A 22467-nucleotide genomic window follows, 5' to 3' on the forward strand; every position below is an offset into this window, starting at 1 on the left:
TTACCGTGAAATGTTCTCATACAATTTCGAAAGGCCATTTAAATAACAAGGTCACTTTCCCCGTGTATATTGCCGTCAGCTGCGGATTCATCATCAAATAACGTTTTCAAAAAATGGATTTAGGCGGGCTTGTTTGATCTGACGAACAAGTAACCGAGCGCCATCTTGATAATATGAACAATAATCTCATGAAACAGTTTCATGGCGTGAAGTTAATCTGTAAGCGCTTTCATGATTTCCACAACTGGCCTTTTTACCTCCAACTTTAGTGTGATGACACTCACTTCAACCAAGACGCCTTTCTTTAATAATCGTTTTGTAAGCGGTTACAAGCTAATGAAGTATCGAGGTTCGAGTGGCAACAATTAAACACGTATCAGAACATGCAGGTGTGTCTCAGGCGACAGTGTCTAGGGTTATTAATGGCACTAGCCGAGTCAGTCATGACAAGAAGCTAAAGGTTGAAAAAGCGATCAAAGAATTGGGTTATCGCCCGAACTCTATCGCTCAAGCTTTGGCTTCAAGTCGTACTGGTAGTGTGGGCGTTGTTGTTCCAGAGCTTGGTGGCTCTTTCTATTCAGGCATCTTGCATAGCATAGAAGAAAACCTACGCCGCTTTGGTTACCACGCTGTTGTTGCGGCGGGCTCGAACACCGAACAAGGGCAGCGCGAGTCGGTGGAGTTTCTATTGGGGCGTCGTGTTGATGCTTTGATTCTTCACACTCAACTGCTCAGTGATGACTATTTAATTGAATTGGAAGAACAGGGGACCCCTGTGGTTTTAATTAACCGCTTCATCCCAGAAATGGCGATGAGTTGCATTGATATTGATAACGAAGTCGGGGGGCTACTCGCTACTCAATATCTATTGCAAAAGGGACATACAGATATCGCGTGTATTACCGGGCCTTTAGATAAAGCAGATGCTAGGGGGCGTTTGCAGGGGTATCGAAAGGCCTTGGAAGAAGCGGGTGTGCCATACGATGAAGCATTAGTCTCGGAAGCGGGCTTTACTGAAGAGACTGGCATCAGTGCGATGAAGAAGCTGATAAATCGTAAGTGTCATTTCACAGCAGTATTTGCTTCGAATGATCACATGGCATTTGGCGCCTTCGAGGTGTTGCATCAAGAGGGGCTGTCTGTTCCTAAAGATGTATCACTGGTGGGCTTCGATAACACCATCTTCGCGCGCTATCTGACCCCTAGTTTGACCACCATTAATTTCCCTATTGAAGAGATGAGCGTTGAAGCAGTACAGCTCACTCTACAGAAGCTAAAAAAAATAAAACATGACGTGAACTTTAAATTGCTGCCGACGTTGGTCACTAGAAACTCGGTATCGGATTTACCAGTTACCCTATAAAAATATTAAGGATAGAACATGAAATTTAAGACCTTAGCGCTTTCATGCGCGGTTGCTTTAGGATTAGGTACAACAGCTGCGAATGCAGCAGACAAAGAAATTCGTTTCGACGGTTTCCCTGATTTCGATAGCAGCCTAAAGGTATTACTGCCTGATTTCGAAAAGGAAACGGGTATCAAAGTTGATTACCTTATGAACAACCACGGTGACCACCACACGAAACTGACAACGAACCTTGCAACGGGTTCTGGTGCGGGTGATGTGATTGTTGTCGACGTTGAGAAAATTGGTCCATTCGTGGGTTCTGGCGGCCTAGTTAACTTGTCTGAAAACTACGGTGCAGATAAGTACGAAGAACGATTCGCATCTTATGCGTGGGCACAGGGCAAAGGCGCTGATGGTGATATGTACGGCATCCCTGTCGACCTTGGTCCAGGTGTTATGTACTACCGTACCGATGTATTTGAAAAAGCGGGCATTGATGTTAATGAAGCAATCAAAGATTGGGATTCATACATCGCTGCTGGTGAAAAACTGAAAGAGCAAAACGTACAACTTATCGCTTCAGCATCAGATGTTGCACAAGCCATTATCTTCACGACGGTTCCTGAGGGTGAAGGCCTTTATTTTGATAAAGATGGTAACCCAGTGGTGACATCAGAGCGTTTTGTTCACGCTTTTGAAGTAGCAAAAGAGATTCGCGACAAAGGCTTAGACGGCCGCATTCTGGCTTGGTCTAACGAATGGTACGAAGGCTTCCGTAACGGTACGTTAGCAACTCAATTATCTGGCGCATGGCTATTGGGTCACCTTCAAAACTGGATGGCTCCAGATACTGCGGGTAAATGGGCAGTCTCTAACCTTCCAGATGGTATCTACGGAAGCTGGGGTGGTTCATTCCTTTCTATTCCAACTCAATCGGACAACCCAGATGAAGCGTGGGCTCTTATTGAATACATGACGACTGATCGTGATGTTCAGCTGGGTGCCTTTGAGACTATCGCGGCCTTCCCTTCTAACGTAACCACGTATGACGATGAGCTTTTCCAAGAGGAGATGGAGTTCCTTGGCGGACAAAAAGCACGTCTTCTTTTTGCTGAAGTTGCGCAAAATATCAAACCAGTATCTCCAGCACAAGGCGATCACGTTGCACGTTCTATAATTTTGGAGAACGCGTTAATGGAAGTGCTTGATGAAGGTAAAGATATCAAGACAGCGTTGAAAGAGGCTGAACGTCTAATCAAGCGTCGCACACGCAGTTTGTAATTTATTTTTACTTTAAGTAAGTGAGGAAGCGTGGATAACGCGCTTCCTTTTTTTAAGAGGTCGTTACTATGAATCATACAGCGAGCACAACGATGGAACCTGCGGATAAAAGTCTTTTTTCTCGTCTAAATTTGAAAGCGCTTACACCGTATGGATTTCTTCTGCCGTTTCTGATCATTTTTTCTGTATTTGGGATCTTCCCGCTGTTGTTCTCCGTTTACCTGTCGTTCCACGAGTGGAACCCGGTAAGAGGCATGGATGCAATGGAGTTCGTTGGTTTTGAGAACTATCATATTGCCTTGACTGACCCGTGGTTATGGCGTTCATTGAAGAATACGTTTTGGTTAGCTATCACGTCAGGTGTGGCTCAGCATTTAGTTGCTATTCCAGTGGCTTACATGTTGGTTTCTATGGGTGATCGCATGCGTCACTGGCTAACATCAGCGTACTTTTTACCGTTTATCACTTCAACGGTCGCAGCGTCACTGATTTTCTTCAACATGTACTCTCCTAACTCAGGAATCATTAACCAAACGCTAATGGCTCTGGCCGATAGCACGCTGTTTGGTTGGGCATTCGCTTGGGTTAACGATTTCCAACCAATCCGTTGGTTAGACGATGCCACTATGGTGAAGCCGTCTATCGCAATCATGGTTTTCTGGAAATACACCGGTTTTAACATCGTCCTTTACACGACGGGTTTAATGACGATACCTAAAGACATCTTAGAAGCTGCACGTATGGATGGTGCCAATGCCTTCCGCCGCTTCTGGAACATTTCACTACCAATGATTCGTCCATTCATCTTCTTTGCTATCACGATGACCATCATCGGTAACCTGCAAATGTTTGAAGAACCGTTCGTATTAACACGTGGTACAGGTGGTACTGGCCAATCTGGTTTAACTATCTCGATGTACCTCTACAAAGTGGGTTGGGAATGGCTAGAAATGGGCACAGCATCTGCTATCTCATGGTTACTGTTTGCACTCATCGCGACTTGTACATTGGTTCAATTTTTACTCTTCGGTAAGAAAGGCTTAGGGGAACATTAAGATGTCGACATCAATTAAGACAAATACCTCACCACTAAGTGGACTGATGCCAAGCGAACGCAGCATGTATATTCTGACTAAGATCTTGATGGTCATGTTAGGCATTTTACTGGTTGTTTCAGCGCTAATTACAGTCTTTCCATTTGTATGGTCGGCACTGCTATCAACGCGTGACCGTTCTGAAATTTTCGGCACGGGCATTAGCTTTGCGATTGGCGATAGCCTGGCGATTAACTACGCCAAATTGCTTGAAATCATGCCGTTTTGGAAAGCGATGTTTAACTCGATTTACGTGGCTTTCTTAGGCACCACCATCTCGCTGCTGTTTTGTAGCATGGGTGGTTACGCGTTTGCTGTGTTTAAGTTCCGCGGTAAGAACGTGTTGTTCGGCATGCTGGTTGGCTCAATGGCGATTCCGCCGGTGCTTAGCTTGATCCCTTACTTCATGATCGTGAAATTCCTAGGCTTGTTAGACAACCATATGGCGGTGTGGCTGCCGTTCACAACGACACCATTTGGTATCTTCCTGATGCGTCAGCACGTGATTGCATCGATTCCTAAAGAGCTATTGGAAGCCGCAAAGCTGGATGGTGCTGGTGAGTTTAGAACGTACTGGAGTGTGGTATTGCCACTGATGAAGCCCGCATTAGCAACACTGGCTATCGTTCAATTCGTTTTCTTCTGGAACATGTTTATGCAGCCTCTCGTGGTGCTCAACAACCCAGATAACTATGTTATTACGCAAGCACTTCGAAGTGTTCAAGGCATTCCAAATACGCCATGGGGCGCGGTGATGCTAGGTACTACAATTTCAATTTTACCACTCGTGATTACTTACTTGTTCGCATCGAAACAGATGATCAGTGGTTTAACGTCCGGCGCAGTCAAAGGTTAGGTTTAAGGGTTATAACAATGAATAAATATCAACTTCCAAGTGATTCAAAGTTACGCAGTAAGGAATTTGTATTCGGTGTCGCGACATCTTCATACCAAATTGAAGGCGGCGTTGAAGAGGGCGGTCGTACACCGTCTATCTGGGACACTTTCTGCAAGACGCCGGGCAAGGTCGATAACGGCGACAATGGTGATGTGGCGTGTGACCACTACCACCTTTGGAAGCAAGACATCGAGATGATACAAGGTTTAGGCGTTGATGCTTACCGTCTCTCTATTGCATGGCCGCGCATCCTGCCGCAAGACGGTGTCGTGAACCAACAAGGCTTAGAGTTTTACGAGCAAATTATTGATGAGTGCCATGCTCGTGGAATGAAGGTGTATGTGACGCTTTATCACTGGGATCTTCCGCAATACCTTGAAGATAAGGGTGGCTGGCTAAACCGAGAAACGTCTTACAAATACGCAGAATACGCAGAAGTGGTGAGTAAATACTTTGGTGACAACATCGATGTGTACACCACGCTCAATGAACCGTTTGTGTCTGCATTCCTAGGCTACCGCTGGGGCGAACACGCGCCAGGTATCAAAGGTGAGAAAGAGGGCTACCTAGCGTCTCACCACCTAATGCTGGCACACGGTTTGGCAATGCCGATTCTTCGCAAGAATGCACCTCATGCTAAGCATGGTGTGGTATTCAACGCGACGCCAGCTTACCCGCTGACACCACAAGATCAAGGTGCAGCCGACTATTGTGAAGCGGAAAACTACCACTGGTTCATCGACCCAGTATTGAAAGGCGAGTACCCACAGTTAGTGGTTGAACGCCAAGCGATGAACATGCCAATGATCCTTGAAGGTGATTTAGACATCATCAGCGCACCTGTCGATTACATCGGTATCAACTACTACACACGCAATGTCGCTCGCTTCAATGAGAACGGCGATATTGAATCGGTGAAACAAACTGAAGCTGAACACACTTACATCGGCTGGGAGATCAACCCACAAGGTTTAACCGACTTATTGGTCAGACTGGATGCTCGCTACGAAAATATGCCACCTATCTACATTACTGAAAATGGTGCTGCGGGCAACGACGAGCGCGTTAACGGACAAGTGATGGATGAGCAACGAGTTCGCTATTTCCAAGGTCACATCGAAGCGGTTCACAACGCCGTTGAAGCGGGTGTGAAAGTCGATGGTTACTTCGCTTGGAGCTTGATGGATAACTTTGAGTGGGCATTCGGCTACTGCCAGCGTTTTGGCATTGTCCATGTTGACTACACCACCCAAGAAAGAACATTGAAACAGAGCGCAATTGCGTACCGAAATATGCTTCTAGAGCGCGCTGAGGAGAACAGATAATGGCTAAAGTAGAATTTAAGAACATCAAGAAATCATTCGGTGATGTTGAGGTTGTAAAAGAGTTTGATTTTACGGTTGAAGACGGCGAGTTCGTGGTTTTCCTTGGCCCATCTGGCTGTGGTAAATCAACAACGCTACGCATGCTTGCTGGCCTTGAAAGCATCAGCTCTGGTGACATCGTCGTTGGCGGTAAGTTGATGAATAAAGTCGACGCGAAAGACCGTGACTTGGCGATGGTATTCCAAAGCTACGCTCTGTACCCACATATGACGGTGTACGAGAACATCGCCTTTGCATTAAAACTGAAAGGCATGCCGAAAGCAGAAATCGACGTAGAAGTGCTAAAAGCGGCGAAAATGCTAGAGCTTGACCCGCTACTGAACCGTAAGCCAAAAGAGCTTTCTGGTGGTCAGCGTCAGCGTGTTGCGATGGGTCGTGCAATGGTTCGTACGCCGAAGGTTTTCTTGTTTGATGAGCCGTTATCTAACCTAGATGCGAAACTTCGTGGTGTGATGCGTGAAGAGATCAAACACCTGCACCGTGAACTAAAAACGACCACGATTTACGTAACGCACGATCAGATTGAAGCGATGACACTGGCGGATCGTATCGTGATTCTGAAAGACGGTTATGTGGCACAAGTCGGTACGCCAACTGAGGTGTTCCAACGCCCTGCTAACAAGTTTGTCGCGCAATTCATTGGTAACCCGTCAATGAATATGCTGGAAGCGAAACTGACTGAGACTGAAGGTGAGTACTTCGTTGAAATTGGCGATGTTCATATCCCACTTCCTGAGCGCTTTAAGTCTCTGGCATCTAAGAACCTAGCGCTGCATTTTGGTGTTCGTCCAACGGACATTCACCTACGTGCCGAGCAAGTTGACCACGACCGCGTACTGCCATTCCCTGTGAAAATCAAAGACAAGGAATTACTGGGCGCAAGCATTCTTCTGAAAACAGAAATTGGCGGTCAACCGCTGATGGTTGAAACCCAAGCCGCTGAAGTCGATGTGAAAGAGCTGACACTTTATTTGGATTTGGATGCTTTCCACTTGTTCGATGCTCTGAGTGAGAACTCGCTAGCGAGCTAGTTCGTTAAATAAAGCGAGTTCGAGACAACAGATTCAAATGGTTCAGTCAGCCATCGAGCTGATATCAACCAACTTACGACAAATTGTTTGGCCCTTCCTGATTTGGGAGGGGCTGGGGATAGTGATGATGAAATTCGGATATTTTGACGATAAAAACAAAGAATACGTAGCAACCACACCGTGTACACCGATCAAATGGTGTAACTATGTGGGCACATTAGATTTCGGTGGCATTGTAGATAGCAACGGCGGCGTGTTGTTGTGTAAAGGCGATCCGGCACTCAACCGCATCACCAAGTACATTGCTCAACTGCCAAACTCAGATTTCAAAGGCTCGACCTTATACCTTAAGGTGCGTGATGAAGCAGGGAATGTAGAAGTGTTTTCTCCTTTTTACACACCAACTCTGAAGCCATTGGATAAGTTTGAAAACCATACGGGTTTGTCTTACACCACCATTATTGCGGAAGCATTCGGTGTGCGCTGTGAAGCGACCTTCTTTGTGCCAAAGTCTGACCAAGTACTGTTGCAAGACATCAAAGTCACCAACATTTCAGACAAAGCGCTGCACGTTGATGTGGTACCCGTGTATGAGTTCACTCACTTTGATGCACTTAAGCAACTATTAAACGCAGACTGGGTTCCACAAACTATGACGCTTAAAGCGCATCAGCAAGAGTCGGGTCATACCGTGCTTGAGCAATACGCTTTCATGAAGCGTGATTACGCGGTTAACCTTATGACAGCGGATCGCCCTGCGACTTCTTTTGACGGTGATCGCCAGTCGTTTTTAGGCAATTTGGGATACGGTACATGGGCAGCGCCAGAAGCGCTAAACAATGATGAACTGGGTAATACTGAGTGCTTGCGTGGCGATAACATTGGCGCACTAAATCTGCGCTTGGGTTGGTTATCACCAGAGCAGACCGAACGTACGATTGTACAAATCGCGCAAGAACAGAGCCTAGAAGCTGCACTGCCTCTATTGGCTAAATATCGTGACCATCAAGTGGTCGATTCTGCTTTCGCTGAACTGGCTGAACATTGGGATGGTTACCTACAAGCGGTTCAGGTTGAAACGCCAGACCCAGCAATGAACTCAATGCTTAACGTACATAACCCACGTCAGTGCCACACAACCAAGAACTGGTCTCGTTACCTGTCTCTGTATCAGCTTGGCTATGGCGCTCGTGGTATCGGTTTCCGTGACTCTTCTCAAGATACTTTGGGTGTGATTACTCACATGCCAGAAGAGGCGCGTGAGTTCATTGAGCGTCTCTTGTCTGTTCAGAATACTAACGGTTCTGCGATGCATCAGTTCTTCCCATCAACGATGGAAGCGAACGCGGGTGACTCTCGTGAAGAGGAAGATCGCCCTGATTACTACGGCGATGATCACCTGTGGATCATCTACGCGGTAACTCAATATGTGAAAGAAACGGGTAATGCAGACTTCTTGAATAAAGAGATCCCGTTCTATCAAAAAGACAAAGCTGGCAACCCCGTTGAAACCGGAACGGTTTGGAACCACTTATGTCGTTCTATTGAATTTACTTACACCAATACCGGTGAGCACGGTCTACCACTATTAGGTTTTGCTGACTGGAATGACACGGTGAACCTGCCAACCGGTGCTGAGTCGATGATGGTAGCTAACATGTACGGTAAGGCATTGCTCGATATGTTGGACCTGTGTGAGTTGCGCGGCGAAGCGAAACTGACGGCTAAGTTCAAAGACCAATATCAGCAAATGCAGAGTACGGTCAATGAGTGCGGCTGGGATGGTGAGTGGTTTGTTCGTTACTTTGATGAGCAAGGTTTGCCAATCGGCTCTCATAAAAATGAGCAAGGGCAGATTTACACCAACGGTCAAAGCTGGCCTGTGATCTCTGGTTTCGCGACTCAAGAACGTGCAACTCAAGCTCTAGATTCTGTTTACAACAAGCTGAACACCACCAATGGCATCAAGCTTTCAACACCTGGCTACAACGGCTTTGATCCGCAGCTAGGTGGCGTTTCGACGTACCCACCAGGTGCGAAAGAGAATGGCGGTATCTTTTTGCATTCAAACCCATGGGTGATGATCGCAGAAGCGAAAATGGGCAACGGTGAGCGTGCTTACGAGTACTACCGTCAAATCAACCCAGCTTCTAAGAATGATGATATTGATACCTTCGAATCTGAGCCATACTGCTACCCACAAAACATCTTGGGTGACGAACATAAGCAATTTGGTTTAGGCCGAAATGCATGGCTTTCTGGTACTTCATCTTGGACCTACGTTGCGGGTACGCAATGGATCCTGGGTGTTCGTCCTGAAGTGGATGGCTTGCTGGTGGATCCTTGCATTCCGGCAGAATGGCCTGAATTCAAAGTCCGTCGTCAGTTCCGTGGCGCGACCTACAACATCCATGTTACCAACCCAAATAACGTGTGTAAGGGAGTGGTTGAAATGAAGGTCAACGGTGACCTAATTTCAGGTAATAAAGCGCCAGTGTTTACATCGGGTGAGCACACCATCAAGGTGATTTTAGGTTAACAAAGAGAAGGGCGCTTTATGCGCCCTTTATTGCTTTTTAGTTTCTCTTTAGTGTCGCTTTATTTTGGTTGCATCACTGTGGTTGATAGCTGGCTTGGCATTGCCAAATAAAGGTCTGAGATTGGTTCGGGCTAAGCGTCAATAAGCCGATCTGGTTATTGAACGCATCAGCTGGGCAAGTCATTGGTTCTATTGCAATACTTTGCTCGCTAGTCGGTGTGTAAAGCTGAACGAATGGGTAGCTTGCATCTTGTTGATAGCGAATTGCGGCAGACGAATCTGAGCGCGTAAACGCAAGTTGATTGGTTGTCTTGGAATCAAATTCAAAGCAGTGATTTAAGCTTTGATTGGTGAGTGAATCGTCCAAAGACAAACAGTCAAAAGCCAGTTTTTCACCATTGGGTAGGTCGTTTTCGTGGATGACCTCAGAGCAAGGCGACATAGCGAGCCCACATTGTTCTAGCTCAGTGCCGAGTGAGAAATAAGGGTGCCAAGCATCACCGAATGGGAATGCAGAATCACCAAGATTAGAGACGGTCGTTGAGGAAGTGAGTTTACCCGTGATGTCGACATTGAAGGTTACTTCAAGGTTGAACGCAAACGGGAAAGCAGGATGCAAAGACGACGTTTGATACTGCAACGTCACACTGGCGGATTCTTCAGTGGCTACGCTGTTTGTGATTGAAAAAGGTTGGTTGTAGAGCAGGCCATGTACGGCGTGATCAGACCAAGGAAAGTTAGCTGGGAGTTGATGGTTTTGGTTATCGAAACTGTAACGACCTAAGTTTAAACGGTTTGGAAAAGGGAATAATTTAGCACTGCGGGAAAAGAACGGATGTTGGTTGATCAGTTCATCATAATTCTGATAACCACAAATAAAAGAGAATGGACTGTTATTTACGATATATTTATTAATAATAGAACCAAATCCATTGATTATTTGAAGTTCTATACCATGTTGGTGGTTTATTAATGTGACAGAGTCAATATTTCCAAATTTTTCATTTATAATTTTAAACATGTTGATGTCTCCATTTTTAAAAGATATTAACAAGAAGAAAAAAATATTCAATGGCGGTTTTAAAATGAATAATAAAATTCCATATACGAGCTACTCAGGAAATTCAGAGCACTTGTGTAAAAAAGGTGATGCAGTTGAATTTATTCAACCTTGGTACACGCCAATTTCGACCACGCCAGAAAATACCGGTATGGCAGTCGGCGGAATTGGTAACACATTTACACTCACACCAAACGGCAACACGCCGAACTTCAGCTTTATTCCGGGAATCTTTGTCGATTGTTCAGAACAAGTTATTAATTTTAATGATTTTTATGCGTCTGTGATGAATGCGCCAACCATCGACACGCTGCAAGTTCTTAGCGAAGAAGAGTTGAGTGTTCACCTGAACTTTTATCCTGCTTTGTTCGATGGCAAGAAGATCGAAAGCAAAAACATATCGAATGCGATTAACCTGATTCGATCAGCATTAAAAAATGGTCGCTTCTACCAAGAAAATAAAGCTAACTTTACAAAGTGGAACGTTGAATTTTCAAATAAGACTCAATTGTTGATTGAAGAAGATTCAGGTTCAACTATTTGTCAATTATATGTAGTCTTAGATTTCTTTAATGGTTTATTAATAAATGATACAACGAGATTATTATCACTCACTGCGAGTGATAATAATATGGATAATATCAATGGCAGTGATATAGATAGAGTTAATGGTAGAGATATAGAATATCAAGCTTTGTATCCATTGGCTGAATATAAATACAGCAGCTTCGAAGATATTAATATAAAGCGTAAGGTAGTCTCTCCGATCGTTAAAGAGAACAAACGCCTCTGTTCTTTACCGATGCACTGGAATCACTTCGAATTAACAAATAATTCATCGCAACCACGCGTGATTACGCTTGCTCAACCGCTACAAAACTTGATTGGTTCAACCTATCAAAAAGGTCGCGATGGCATTCAAGATTCGGCGTGTACCTTGTCTCAAAACCCGATCGCTCAGCAGCATGAAGTGGTTAACTTAAAAGGCGAAAGTCACAGCTTTACGGGAGTTCAGCTTTCTAGCCAATCGCCTTATCAGAGCGATATTGAAGGCGAAGTGGTGTTTGGTGTTCAAGCGGATAACCATTTGGTGGAATCTGGCAAGGTCTCGATTTCTGTGAAGCCAACGCTTTACACCTCTAAGAGTGCTCAGCAAACAGAGTTCGCACTGAAAACAGGCCGCACAAACACTGAGTTCCAAACAGGAATTTACACGGGGCGTGAAGCACTGAGCGCTTTGGTTGTGGTGCAGGTTGAGCTAGAAGCGGGAGAGTCTGTTGACCTGCGTTTTGCGCAAGTAATGGCACACAGCAAAGTCATGCTTAATGGTTGGCATTCAAAGAAGGCTTACACGCAATTCTACCCTCAAGCTAAACCCGCTCTGCCGATGTTAGAAGACGTATTGCCTGAGCTAGAAGCGATTGAGCAACAGATCGTGAAGCAACAAGCAGCCTTCCTAGAGCAAGCTCAAAGCAAGATCTCGCAGCCTGATTCAGCACTTCGCTATGCGACGATGGCGATGAACTCACTGTCTTTCTTAGCGGAATCAACGGTATGGGATAAAGAAGATAAATTCTTAGTAAAAGAGTGTGTCGACTACCCATTCTTTAACTCTCTGGATGTGTATTTCTACGGCTCATTCTCACTGCTTTATTTGTTGCCTGAGCTTGATGGCTGCGTGATGAAAGAGTTTTCTAAGGCCATTTTGGCGGAAGACTTTACCGAGCGCCGTTACTGGGAATACGAAGCGACGCCCAATGCCGAATTGATTGATGACAAGTACCAAGGCGTGCGTGCAATTCGAGGTGCGGTAATCCACGACTTGGGTAGTCCGTTTGACATCCAGCCCGACGCTTACAGCTGGCACAACGTGAAAGAGTGGAAGGACTTAGCGCCGAAATACATTCTGATGGTGTACCGCCATTACCAAAACACCCAAGATCTCTCTGTGGTTAAAGAGTGCTGGCAAGCGGTAACTGAAAGCATCGATTTCTTATCGAATTTGATCGCTGAAGGTGACGATTTACCACTAACCCGAGGCACAGACGATACCTTTGATAACCTCGCGTCTCACGGCATCTCAATTTACTGTGCGAGCCTTTGGGTTGCTGGCCTACAAGCCGCGAGCGAACTTGCACAATTGATGGGTGAAAGCGAGCTAGCTAGCGGTTACTTAACGCGTTCTAAAAAGGCGTTAGCCACGGTTGAGCAAAGCTTGTGGGATGACAAAGAGGGTTACTACCACTTCTTCGTGACGCCAGTTCAAGCCAAGCATCTAACCGGTGCGGGCTATCAAGCTCTGGAAACCTTGGGCCTGACTTTGACGGGTGATGCGATTGCTGACAAGAACACGCTAAATGCCTATTTAAATGAAACGGATACCTCCATCAACATTAGTAAGGTATCTCAAAGAGTCTCTAAGAAACGCTTGCTGAGTGAGACTGCGCCTCAAGCTTTTATACAAGAATACTTAGATTTAGTGCCAGATTCTGACAACAGTTTTGGTGATGCCTTGTTGGCCGACAGTTACCTAAAGCTCATCGGCTTGGACGGTATTTTCCCGCAAGAGAATATCCAACGCGCATTGGACTATGTTTATAAGCATAACTTCGAAATTAACAGTCCTGAGTTGGGTGTTGCGAATATGACGTTAGCCGATGGCTCACCACATGAAGCATTTCAGGCACAAGATGTGTGGATTGGTGTTCAGTTTAGTGTGGCAACAGCGTTGAATTTAGCGGGTAAATCACAGCAAGCAGAAACATTGATGGATACCGTGTATACCGCACTCTATGACTATTCGAAAATTCCATTTGCAGCGCCAGAAGGATTCAATTGCTCTGTGTCTGTCAATGAGAAAGATCTTATAGAAGTGTTTAAAGTGTCGCAAAATGATGCGAAAAACTGGCTAAGTGTACTTAAATGTCAAAAGTGTGTGCTGTCTGACGGTCGTATCAACCCAACATTAACGAAAGATACTGACAATTTTGTTAAAATGATGGGCGGTGAAATTCCGCTAGAAAAACTGGCAGGCTTACACAAATGGCTATTGAGTACTGGCTTGAAATATACAGCTGGCCGCTATTTTAGACCGGGGATGATCTTCGCCTACTTGTATTAACTTAATGACACAAGCTTCAGCTAAAGCAGTGGTATGCAGGTTGAAATTGACGGGGAGCTTCAAGCTCCCCGAATGTCACTTGATTAGGGTATCGAGATGCGCACTAAAACAAAAAAAACAACAGTATACGATGTAGCAAGACTGGCTGGCGTTTCTCCCAGCACCGTGTCTCGCTTCCTTAATCGAACCACTTATGTGTCTGACGATAAAAGCCAAAATATTGAGCAAGCGATTAAAGACACTGGCTACAAACCTAATTTTCAAATGCAAGAAAACACCAACCGACGTTCACTCACCATTGGTGTGTTGGTGCAACACCCTGACAGCCCTTATACCAGTCGTATTCTCAATGACATGGAGAAAACACTGATCGCTCAAGGCTATTCGTTAGTGATCGCGACAGGGCATTGGCAGAAAAAGTTGGAAATGCACGCGTTGGAGTATCTTGCAAAAAGTAACGTGGATGGCATGATCATCGTGACAGGAAGCATTACTCAGGAAGAGATTGCCAAGTATGCACAAGACATTCCTATCGTGATGGTTGGCTACGATTTTGTTGAGAATAACGTCCGCTCCATCAACATTGATAACGTGTTGGGCGGCTACATGGCAACCTTACATTTACTGCAACAAGGGCATGTGAATATTGCTCATATTAAGGGGCTTTCAAGTCAACCTGATTCGGGGAATCGCTTTGAAGGCTATAAGAAAGCACTTCAAGAGGCGGGCATAAAAGTGATGCCAAAACTCGTTAAACAGGGTGATTTCAGTAGTGAGTCAGGCTACGAGAAAACCGTTGAATTAATAGAGTCGAAGGTTCATTTTTCCGCTCTATTCGCAGCCAATGATCAAACGGCTTACGGGGCGATTAAGGCATTGCATGATCACGGTTATAAAGTGCCAGAAGATGTGTCGGTGATCGGGTTTGATGACTTGCCTACGTCTAAGTATTTCACGCCAGCCCTGACGACGCTGAGACAGCCGATTGAAGAGATTGGTGAGGTGTGTGCTCAGTCGATTTTGAACTTGTTATCTGGCGAGAGGCATGAAGCGCGATTGCCACCCATTGATCTAATCGTCAGAGAGTCGACCAAGTCATTGTATCGTTAATTTTAAGACAAGCATCAAGGTGGTGCGCCCGTGATGATTCGGATTGACGTAAATGCAGGGCATTGGGCAGGTATCGCTGAGTAAAGCTATCGATCTCACTGCTGATATTTACGCGTTCACATTGTTCAATATGGGGTAGGTAAGCTAAAGCACTTCTGCCCGAAATCAATTACTACAGGGGAATTTTAATGAAGGTGCCAACGAGAGTGTAATGCGTGATACGGAAACCTCTATCACCGGCTGAAATAGAGCTAGACATGAGAAGCTATTCTAAAATAAGGTTGGATTTTATAAAGTAGGAAATGTCAAACAACAATAAAACATCCGAATAACGCGCACACCAATAAAAAAAAGGGCTAACGACATTTCGACTCTTTAGAGAACGATATGAATAACCGGTTTTCGTACAAATAAAACACAATGACTTTGATGTAAATATCTAGAACACTACCTTTATTGGTTCAAAAATCTTATATGTCACCATTTGTACGTCACATTAGGTGGCGACTTGATTTTAATGGCACTAAAAATGTCTCATATCATCTATTTGAAGTACTGATTTTCGTAAAAATAGGCGCTAATTCTCTATTTGTTCTAATGGTTATTTTCTGTTCAAACTTGAGGTTTTTAAAAAGTGTATAATTGCATCCAAGACATTTTATTTAAAGGTTAAGTTTATTATGAGTAAGAAATTTGAGTTTGAAGTTCCGAGTCATTACGAATCAGTTGCATGTCACTTAGAGGAGATTTTATCACAAATGAGTTGCCCAATAACCAAAGAGAAAACTCTGATGATTCAATTAGGCAAGGTCAATATATATAGTTTTGGTTTGTATGTGGATCACCATGAGCCTAAATATACGAATGTTTTTGAGGCAATGGCTTTGTATTTTAGTCGTAATGTTTCAAAGCAAGAATTACTATCTGATAAGATTAAAACAAAAGAATCGTTAGGCAATATTATCATCAAGTATAATTCTTGTATGGATCAAGATATGAGGAAAGACCTACAAAGAACGTTCAATAACGCTTAGCTATAAATGCGAGTTCAAACGAATCTAAACTAAAATGCCTTCCTAATTTTTTATTTGTGGTTAAAAATAAAGGTATATTCTTTTGAAGAAGTTTATAGTGTCAACTGTTCAGACTAGGCCGCGCTGCCAAACCGGTAGAGGCCAATCGCCAATAAATCGGCTTGTCCAAGGATCATCACTTGGTTCTTTGCCACCATAAATGAGCATTTCAATTGGGTGTGATCCAGAGCCAAATCTAATAATTGATTTTGGTAATCTGCTCATCTTATTTCCCTCAAGCCCTTTAATAATCAAGCCTTCAGAGATGGAATTAACACTTCACACAAAGTACCAGGCACAAAAAAGCCTCGCACTTGGCGAGGCTTTGGTTATCTAAATGTTCTGGATGCATCTCGATAAAAGTTTTCATGACTGCCCAACGCCATTAGGGTCAGGACTAACGTCCCGTCTTCATCGTAGTTGTACCCAAGGAAGGTGAGCTGCTTGTTCATCTTAAACTTGTGCACCCTAAGAAAAGACAAATCGCCTTTCTTCATCACGCCAATATAAGGGTTTTCTATAACCTCTTTTACTGCTTTATCTAGATCTTGTTTCTGGTTTTTGTGTAGCTTTTTTACGGTCTTGGCAAATGTCGTAGTTTGCTCAATCTTTGTTACTTTCGCTAAATTCATAAGAGGTCGTATTCCCGTGCTCTAATTCGGCTTTAGCGATGATTGCCTGCAGTACGAACTCGTAGGTTAAGTCAGGGTTATCCTCCATGATCTTGCCTATTTTCGCCCAATGCTCAATTTGCTTGGGGGTCGTTCGATTTAAAGCTGTTCCAATGGTTGCAGCTCTATCTACTAGGCTCTCATCAAGTCTAACGCTTGTAGTAGCCATATGTCTTACCTTGGTCGATGGTCATTTGTTTGTTGATGTCAATTGTAGCGCATTGCATCATATGTGGCAACTTGCAGCAAAATACCTGCTGGTGTGAGGCTTTGGGGTTCTGTCGCAAACTTTGAGTCTTTAAGTTAAGATTTGCTTAATTTCCATTCATGTTACTGACTCTTAATGTTTAAAGGCTGCCACTTTCCTTCTGAAGTTATTCTTGAAATCGTACGTTATTATCTCGCCTATAAACTCAGTTATTGTGAAATCGAAGAGATTCAGAGTGAGCGTGGTGTAACCCGCACCATCAATACTGAACGCTAAGTTAAGCGATTTTCCATACCTGGAGTTCTTCATTAATTGCTAATTTCGCAGATACGCTAACAAATTTTTGTCCAAAAACGAGTTGAACCAAGCCACTCTGTGGCTGTGATCCGACTATCAGCTAACCCTGTTAAAAGTCCGTCAGTTTTAGCAAACCTTCATAATCACTGAGTTGATTTTTCATATATGCCAGAAACGAAAAATGTCGCATCCATGCGACATTTTTCTTTTGGCGGCCAAACCAGTTTTGCTATATCCATTCTAGATTTCAATCCATTCTACTCTTCATATTTGTAGCCGCAGCGTTGTTAACTGCCTAAGTTCACCCTAATCACATAGAGCCCCTATGCTCATAGGGCTGAACTTATTTGTTGCCTAGCTGCAACTCCAACTATCTTGAGTAGCGATACATATTCAGAATGTACTTATAAGACGCTGTTAATGTTGATTAGTTCCCGTTACGCCGCATTTTTTTTCGATTTATTTTCTAAGTCGAATGACGCTGCGATTAACTTCTTGGTGTAGTCATTTTTCGGTGCATTGAAAATCTCTTCTGCAGACCCTTCTTCCATCACTTCGCCTTTCTGCATCACCAATACACGATCCGATAGTGCTTTCACTACCGAGAGGTCGTGGCTGATGAACAGAAAACCAATATTGTGCTTGGCTTGAATGTCTTTCAGCAGGTCAATCACGGTCAGTTGTACTGAGCGATCGAGTGCTGAAGTCGGTTCATCCAGCAAAATGAAAGAGGGCTCTAGAATCAGTGCGCGAGCAATCGCGATACGTTGTCTTTGCCCGCCAGAGAACTCATGCGGATAACGGTTTATTGAATTCGGCTCTAAGCGAACTTCAATCAATGCTTTGCGCGCTCTTTCTAAACGTTCTTGCTTGGATAGATGAGGTTGATGCACCGTTAAGCCTTCGGTGATGATTTCCCCAACTGTCATGCGTGGTGATAAAGAACCATAAGGATCTTGGAACACCATTTGGACATCTTTCTTGAGCTTGTGACGCTCTTTATCATTTAATAAGCTAACGTCTTGGCCTTTGTAAACAATACGTCCGGTACTTGGCAGCAAGCCGATTAATGCACGTCCAAGAGTCGATTTACCTGACCCTGATTCACCTACAATGCCTAGCGTTTCGCCTTGTTTAAGATTCAACGAAATCCCTTTTACGGCTTCGAAGTACTGACTTTTACTCTTGATGAAATGTGATTTAACTAAGAACTGAACTCGGATATCGTCAGCAGACAATAGCTCTGGGGCTGACGCCTCAACAGGAACCTTAGCGCCTTTAGGAATCGAGTTAATCAGCATGCGTGTGTAATCGTGTCTTGGATTCTCGAATAAGGCTTGAGTCATTCCTTCTTCAACTAGCTCACCTTTGCACATTACCAGAACACGGTCGGCAAAATGTTTTACTACGCCAAGGTCATGGGTGATAAACAAAATCGCCATGCCCATCTTGCTTTGAATCTCTTTGATCAAAGAGAGCACTTCAGCCTGAACCGTTACATCTAATGCCGTAGTGGGTTCGTCGGCAATCAAAATATCGGGCTCGTTGATCAAAGCCATCGCAATCATGATGCGCTGCAACTGACCGCCTGAAAACTCATGCGGGTATTTGTTATATGCTTGCTCTGGCATGGGTAAATGCACAAGATTGAAGAGCTCTAGCACACGCTGTTTTGCTTTTGATTTCGATACATTGCGGTGACACATAATGGCTTCAGCCACTTGTGTGCCCACGCGCAGGTATGGGTTGAGAGAGGTCATCGGTTCCTGAAAGATCATGCCGATTCTGTCGCCACGAATCGACTGCATTTCTCGTTCAGTCTTGCCAAGTATTGATTGCCCCTCAAATTCTATTTCAGATTGAGCATCAATGATGGCGTTATCAGGGAGCAAACGCATGAGTGCGTTAGAAGATACTGATTTACCTGACCCTGATTCACCAACAATGGCCAAGGTTTCGCTAGAATTAAGGGTAAAGTTAACCTTTTTTACCGCATCAATGATTCCATCATTGGTTGTGAAGCTAACGGAGAGGTTATTGACTTTAAGAATGGCCCGGTCCGACATGATATATCCTTATCAATTTAAGACATTAGGTGAAGATTTCACTTCTGACGTGGTTTTAAGTTGCCCAAAATGGTGATGAGCACGTTGAATTTGTTCTAGTTCGAGCATCCAATACGAACTGCGTTGAGCACTGCAAAAAGCGATCAAATGATTGAGTAGATCTTCACTCTGTTTTTCCAGCAGTGAATAGGTGCGTTGGATCAGTTCTGTGCTTTCGAGAGAGATAAATTGCATCAGTGCGTAAGACTGATTCAAGGTGTCGAAGGCTTGCTGATGATGGCCTAAACGGTTGAAAATCTCTGATTGAGCGACACTTGCGTCTCTAAGCCCTGCAAGTAGACAGGCAAATTGGCAGGGCTTGATGTCGCCTTGGTATGCAGCGTCCTGGATGTGGTGAGGAAGAGACGTTAGAACATCACCATACAGGCGCTGTGCTTCTGGCCAGTGACCTTGTTCCATTAACTGTTCAGCTTTTAGGTAGTGCATCCAGCATCGTTCAATTTCCATATCCACATCCTCAATTTATAATATTCGAAAATGTTAATGATATTTATTATCAAATGCAAATTAAAATCATTCACATGTTAAGTTGGTAAATAAAGTGGCCGGTTATTCTTAAAAATGGCTCAAATTGTGCGTTATTTGCTCAGTTGAACGGCGATGTTGCGTAAGTCACTAAATTTATAGGAAATTACATCTACACTGATTTTATCTACACCCAAGTAATGAAGGACTAAGGAGGCGGCGATGGCGATGCAAAGACTCAATACAGAACAGCTGTATAAGGTAGCGGAACTCGATAAGCTACCATGTAAGTCGACCAAAGAACTGGCTCCAATTGACGAAATCGTCGGGCAAGAACGTGCACAAAAGGCCGTTGAGTTCGCGATGTCAATCAAGGAAAAGGGTTACAACATTTATGCGATAGGGCGAAATGGTTTGGGTAAGCGCACCATGATTTTGCGCTATCTAAACCGACACACTCAAGAGGTCCAAGAGCTTTTTGATTGGTGTTATATCGCGAACTTTGAAGATATTCGTACACCGAAGGTACTCAAGTTGCCACGTGGCGTGGGCAGCAGCTTAAAGCAAGACATTGAAAAGCTGATGCGTAAATTGCTTAAAGCCATGCCGCTCGCATTCGACAATGAGATGTACTTTAGCCGTGCAGATAGGCTTAAAAACCAATTGGCCACGAAGCAACAAGCTGCACTCGAAACAATTAGCCAAGAAGCGAAAGACAAGGGCATCAACCTGACGATTACCACTCAGGGTGATTACCAGTTTGTCGCAATGAATGGTGATGATCTTCATACCGAAGAGAGCTTCGATCTGCTTTCGCCGGAAGAGCAAGACCAGTTCGATAAAACCATTGATGGATTGGAAGTGGGTCTACGAACCATTTCTCGCGAACTGACCGAGCTTGAGGAGACGTATACAGAGAAAATTCAAAAGCTTAATGATGATACGGCGCGAGATGTGATCACGCACTTCATCAAGCAATTGAAGCAAGACTACAGCCAATATCCAGATATCAAAAAATACCTGACGGCACTGCGTAAAGACATTGTCGACAACGCAGATATTTTCTTGGAAGAGAGCACAGAGCAAGCAGAAGTTGCGACCGCCTCTTTGGATAAGAAAATGCCACGTCGTTACAAGGTTAACGTGATTGTGAGCCAGAAGGAGGAGACGCTGCCGATCGTGGTTGAAGAGAATCCGAATTATCACTCTCTGTTTGGCTATGTCGAGACGGCAACTTTTAAAGGCACTGTATTTACGGACTTCTCATTGATTCGCGCCGGTAGCTTACACAGAGCCAATGGCGGTGTGTTGTTGATGGATGCGGTTAAAGTCCTCGAACAGCCTTATGTTTGGGAAGGCCTGAAGCGCGCGCTACGTTCGCGTCAATTGAGCTTCACTTCATTAGAAAAAGAGGTCACGTTAACGGGAGCGGTATCGCTTGATCCAGAACCCATCCCATTAGACGTTAAGATCATTTTGTTTGGTGATTACCGCACTTATCAACTGCTGCAACATTACGATGCGGAGTTCGGTGAACTGTTCCGTGTCACTGCTGATTTTGAAGATGAGATGAAGCGTACTGCGGATTCTGAAATGCATTATGCACGCTTCATTTCGAGCATCGTACATGACAACAACATGCTGCATTGTGATCGTAAAGCGATTGCTCGCATCATTGAGCACAGTTCTCGTCAGGCGGGTGACCAAGGTAAGTTGTCGCTGCACTCGGCACATATTGCGAACCTGCTTCGTGAATCAAACTACGTGGCGAGAGGCTCAAAATCGAACTTGATTCGTGCAACGCACGTCGACCAAGCGTTATCTAACCAACAGATGCGTGTCGGACGACTGCAAGACAGCGTAATGGAAACCTTCACTAACGGCACAACGCTGATTCATGTTGATGGTCAGGCGGTTGGGCAGGTCAATGCTCTGTCAGTACTTAGTACTACCGATCATATGTTTGGTGCGCCGAACCGAATCACGGCTACCACAGCTTACGGTGACGGTGAAGTGATTGATATTGAAAGAAACGTAGACCTAGGTGGCAGTATTCACTCGAAAGGGGTGATGATCTTGTCTGCTTATCTTTCTTCAGTGTTTGGTAAGACAGCTAAAGTCCCGCTCACCACTAACATCACCTTCGAACAATCGTATGGTGGTGTCGATGGTGACAGTGCGAGTATGGCCGAGTTCTGTGCGGTAGTGTCTGCGTTTTCTAAGCAGCCAAACCGCCAAGATATTGCGATTACCGGCTCAATGAACCAATTCGGTGAGTCTCAGCCTATTGGTGGTGTGAACGAGAAAATTGAAGGTTTCTTTGATGTGTGTGAAATCAAAGGGCGTTCAAACGAACAAGGGGTGATAATCCCACGATCGAATGTTCATAACTTAATGCTGCGCGGTGACATCGTGAAAGCAGTTGAAAAAGGCGAGTTCAATATCTGGGCGATTGACCATGTCACAGAGGCGATTGAACTGTTCACAGGCAAAGCCGCAGGTGAGGCAAGTGATGAGGGTAGCTATCCAATTGATACTATCTTTGGTATCGCTCAAGCTAAACTGAACGCACTGCGTAAATAGCTGTATAGCTAGACTAGATAGTTAGCTAGTTTATGCCTAGATAAACAGATAAACAGATAAACAGATAAACAGATAAATAAACAGCCAAAACGCAAAAGCCATCGATTCTAGAGTCGATGGCTTTTTTATTGGTTGCGACTTAGCTCGCGAGTGAGTGGTTTGTATTTGGTCAATTCA

At 44.4% G+C, this 22467-nt stretch carries 17 protein-coding genes and 1 pseudogene; 12 read left to right on the forward strand and 6 right to left on the reverse strand.

Annotation, left to right across the window (positions count from 1 at the left end; genetic code table 11):
- Positions 1-355: 355 nt before the first annotated feature.
- From AC3CH4_RS18930 to AC3CH4_RS18960, 7 genes are all read left to right on the forward strand, one after another.
- Positions 356-1363 (forward strand): LacI family DNA-binding transcriptional regulator, encoded by a 1008-nt coding sequence (locus AC3CH4_RS18930; protein WP_054546146.1) that lies wholly within the window; start codon positions 356-358, stop codon positions 1361-1363.
- A gap of 18 nt (positions 1364-1381) precedes the next feature.
- A complete protein-coding gene (locus AC3CH4_RS18935) occupies positions 1382-2629 on the forward strand; it encodes an ABC transporter substrate-binding protein (protein ID WP_054546147.1) in 1248 nt (415 codons plus the stop codon).
- Positions 2630-2697: 68 nt separating this feature from the next.
- Complete coding sequence (locus tag AC3CH4_RS18940; RefSeq protein ID WP_102551672.1) at positions 2698-3684, forward strand: carbohydrate ABC transporter permease; 987 nt, start codon at positions 2698-2700, stop codon at positions 3682-3684.
- Between the two features lie 46 nt (positions 3685-3730).
- Positions 3731-4579 carry a carbohydrate ABC transporter permease gene (locus tag AC3CH4_RS18945; protein ID WP_017077012.1) on the forward strand — a complete coding sequence of 283 codons (849 nt, stop codon included), beginning with the start codon at positions 3731-3733 and terminating at the stop codon, positions 4577-4579.
- A 17-nt stretch (positions 4580-4596) separates the two neighbouring features.
- Entirely contained in the window at positions 4597-5946 is a 1350-nt protein-coding gene (locus AC3CH4_RS18950; protein ID WP_488544279.1) for a GH1 family beta-glucosidase, read from the forward strand.
- Positions 5946-7037, forward strand: a complete 1092-nt coding sequence (locus AC3CH4_RS18955) for an ABC transporter ATP-binding protein (RefSeq protein ID WP_488526216.1) — start codon at positions 5946-5948, stop codon at positions 7035-7037. The genes AC3CH4_RS18950 and AC3CH4_RS18955 overlap by 1 nt, the downstream gene beginning before the upstream one ends.
- A gap of 124 nt (positions 7038-7161) precedes the next feature.
- A complete protein-coding gene (locus AC3CH4_RS18960) occupies positions 7162-9576 on the forward strand; it encodes a glycoside hydrolase family 94 protein (RefSeq protein ID WP_488544280.1) in 2415 nt (804 codons plus the stop codon).
- Between the two features lie 73 nt (positions 9577-9649).
- Here the strand turns inward: AC3CH4_RS18960 and AC3CH4_RS18965 are convergent, their stop codons facing one another.
- Positions 9650-10597 carry an aldose epimerase family protein gene (locus tag AC3CH4_RS18965; RefSeq protein WP_372244750.1) on the reverse strand — a complete coding sequence of 316 codons (948 nt, stop codon included), beginning with the start codon at positions 10595-10597 and terminating at the stop codon, positions 9650-9652.
- Between the two features lie 64 nt (positions 10598-10661).
- Between AC3CH4_RS18965 and AC3CH4_RS18970 the strand changes: the two genes are divergently transcribed.
- The 3 genes from AC3CH4_RS18970 to AC3CH4_RS18980 all read left to right on the forward strand — a co-directional run bounded on the left by AC3CH4_RS18970 (position 10662) and on the right by AC3CH4_RS18980 (position 15901).
- On the forward strand, positions 10662-13757 hold the full coding sequence (locus AC3CH4_RS18970) for a GH116 family glycosyl hydrolase (protein WP_488544281.1): 3096 nt from the start codon (positions 10662-10664) through the stop codon (positions 13755-13757).
- A 96-nt stretch (positions 13758-13853) separates the two neighbouring features.
- Positions 13854-14867, forward strand: coding sequence for a LacI family DNA-binding transcriptional regulator (locus AC3CH4_RS18975; RefSeq protein WP_054541431.1), 1014 nt, complete (start codon positions 13854-13856; stop codon positions 14865-14867).
- Positions 14868-15547: 680 nt separating this feature from the next.
- Positions 15548-15901, forward strand: coding sequence for a hypothetical protein (locus tag AC3CH4_RS18980; RefSeq protein WP_146455365.1), 354 nt, complete (start codon positions 15548-15550; stop codon positions 15899-15901).
- Positions 15902-16009: 108 nt separating this feature from the next.
- Here AC3CH4_RS18980 and AC3CH4_RS18985 read toward each other — a convergent pair whose 3' ends face one another.
- The 3 genes from AC3CH4_RS18985 to AC3CH4_RS18995 form a co-directional block, all read right to left on the reverse strand.
- On the reverse strand, positions 16010-16165 hold the full coding sequence (locus tag AC3CH4_RS18985; RefSeq protein WP_186733048.1) for a hypothetical protein: 156 nt from the start codon (positions 16163-16165) through the stop codon (positions 16010-16012).
- A 104-nt stretch (positions 16166-16269) separates the two neighbouring features.
- On the reverse strand, positions 16270-16572 hold the full coding sequence (locus AC3CH4_RS18990; RefSeq protein WP_488544282.1) for a type II toxin-antitoxin system RelE/ParE family toxin: 303 nt from the start codon (positions 16570-16572) through the stop codon (positions 16270-16272).
- A complete protein-coding gene (locus AC3CH4_RS18995) occupies positions 16544-16780 on the reverse strand; it encodes a TA system antitoxin ParD family protein (RefSeq protein ID WP_017100443.1) in 237 nt (78 codons plus the stop codon). Before AC3CH4_RS18995 ends, AC3CH4_RS18990 begins: the two co-directional genes overlap by 29 nt.
- Before the next feature lie 174 nt (positions 16781-16954).
- Between AC3CH4_RS18995 and AC3CH4_RS19000 the strand changes: the two are divergent.
- Positions 16955-17068: pseudogene (locus tag AC3CH4_RS19000) on the forward strand (IS6 family transposase); the annotation flags it as partial.
- Positions 17069-17553: 485 nt separating this feature from the next.
- On the opposite strand, the gene AC3CH4_RS19005 reads toward AC3CH4_RS19000, so the two are convergent.
- Both AC3CH4_RS19005 and AC3CH4_RS19010 read right to left on the reverse strand, forming a co-directional pair.
- Positions 17554-19182: an ABC transporter ATP-binding protein gene (locus tag AC3CH4_RS19005; RefSeq protein WP_146455369.1), complete on the reverse strand. Its 1629-nt coding sequence runs from the start codon at positions 19180-19182 to the stop codon at positions 17554-17556.
- A gap of 12 nt (positions 19183-19194) precedes the next feature.
- Positions 19195-19689, reverse strand: a complete 495-nt coding sequence (locus tag AC3CH4_RS19010) for a hypothetical protein (RefSeq protein ID WP_146455371.1) — start codon at positions 19687-19689, stop codon at positions 19195-19197.
- 240 nt (positions 19690-19929) lie between these two features.
- Between AC3CH4_RS19010 and AC3CH4_RS19015 the strand changes: the two genes are divergently transcribed.
- On the forward strand, positions 19930-22290 hold the full coding sequence (locus tag AC3CH4_RS19015) for a Lon protease family protein (RefSeq protein ID WP_017083022.1): 2361 nt from the start codon (positions 19930-19932) through the stop codon (positions 22288-22290).
- The last annotated feature ends 177 nt before the right edge of the window (positions 22291-22467 follow it).

Source organism: Vibrio sp. QJM3NY_26 (assembly GCF_057786005.1).

Coding starts and splice junctions, on each gene's coding strand:
- AC3CH4_RS18940 (WP_102551672.1), top strand. CDS start 2,698: ATGAATCATACAGCGAGCACAACGATGGAACCTGCGGATAAAAGTCTT.
- AC3CH4_RS18990 (WP_488544282.1), bottom strand. CDS start 16,572: ATGAATTTAGCGAAAGTAACAAAGATTGAGCAAACTACGACATTTGCC.
- AC3CH4_RS19015 (WP_017083022.1), top strand. CDS start 19,930: ATGGCGATGCAAAGACTCAATACAGAACAGCTGTATAAGGTAGCGGAA.
- AC3CH4_RS19005 (WP_146455369.1), bottom strand. CDS start 19,182: ATGTCGGACCGGGCCATTCTTAAAGTCAATAACCTCTCCGTTAGCTTC.
- AC3CH4_RS18960 (WP_488544280.1), top strand. CDS start 7,162: ATGATGAAATTCGGATATTTTGACGATAAAAACAAAGAATACGTAGCA.
- AC3CH4_RS18995 (WP_017100443.1), bottom strand. CDS start 16,780: ATGGCTACTACAAGCGTTAGACTTGATGAGAGCCTAGTAGATAGAGCT.
- AC3CH4_RS18975 (WP_054541431.1), top strand. CDS start 13,854: ATGCGCACTAAAACAAAAAAAACAACAGTATACGATGTAGCAAGACTG.
- AC3CH4_RS18985 (WP_186733048.1), bottom strand. CDS start 16,165: ATGAGCAGATTACCAAAATCAATTATTAGATTTGGCTCTGGATCACAC.
- AC3CH4_RS18955 (WP_488526216.1), top strand. CDS start 5,946: ATGGCTAAAGTAGAATTTAAGAACATCAAGAAATCATTCGGTGATGTT.
- AC3CH4_RS18935 (WP_054546147.1), top strand. CDS start 1,382: ATGAAATTTAAGACCTTAGCGCTTTCATGCGCGGTTGCTTTAGGATTA.
- AC3CH4_RS18965 (WP_372244750.1), bottom strand. CDS start 10,597: ATGTTTAAAATTATAAATGAAAAATTTGGAAATATTGACTCTGTCACA.
- AC3CH4_RS18970 (WP_488544281.1), top strand. CDS start 10,662: ATGAATAATAAAATTCCATATACGAGCTACTCAGGAAATTCAGAGCAC.
- AC3CH4_RS18980 (WP_146455365.1), top strand. CDS start 15,548: ATGAGTAAGAAATTTGAGTTTGAAGTTCCGAGTCATTACGAATCAGTT.
- AC3CH4_RS18945 (WP_017077012.1), top strand. CDS start 3,731: ATGCCAAGCGAACGCAGCATGTATATTCTGACTAAGATCTTGATGGTC.
- AC3CH4_RS19010 (WP_146455371.1), bottom strand. CDS start 19,689: ATGGAAATTGAACGATGCTGGATGCACTACCTAAAAGCTGAACAGTTA.
- AC3CH4_RS18950 (WP_488544279.1), top strand. CDS start 4,597: ATGAATAAATATCAACTTCCAAGTGATTCAAAGTTACGCAGTAAGGAA.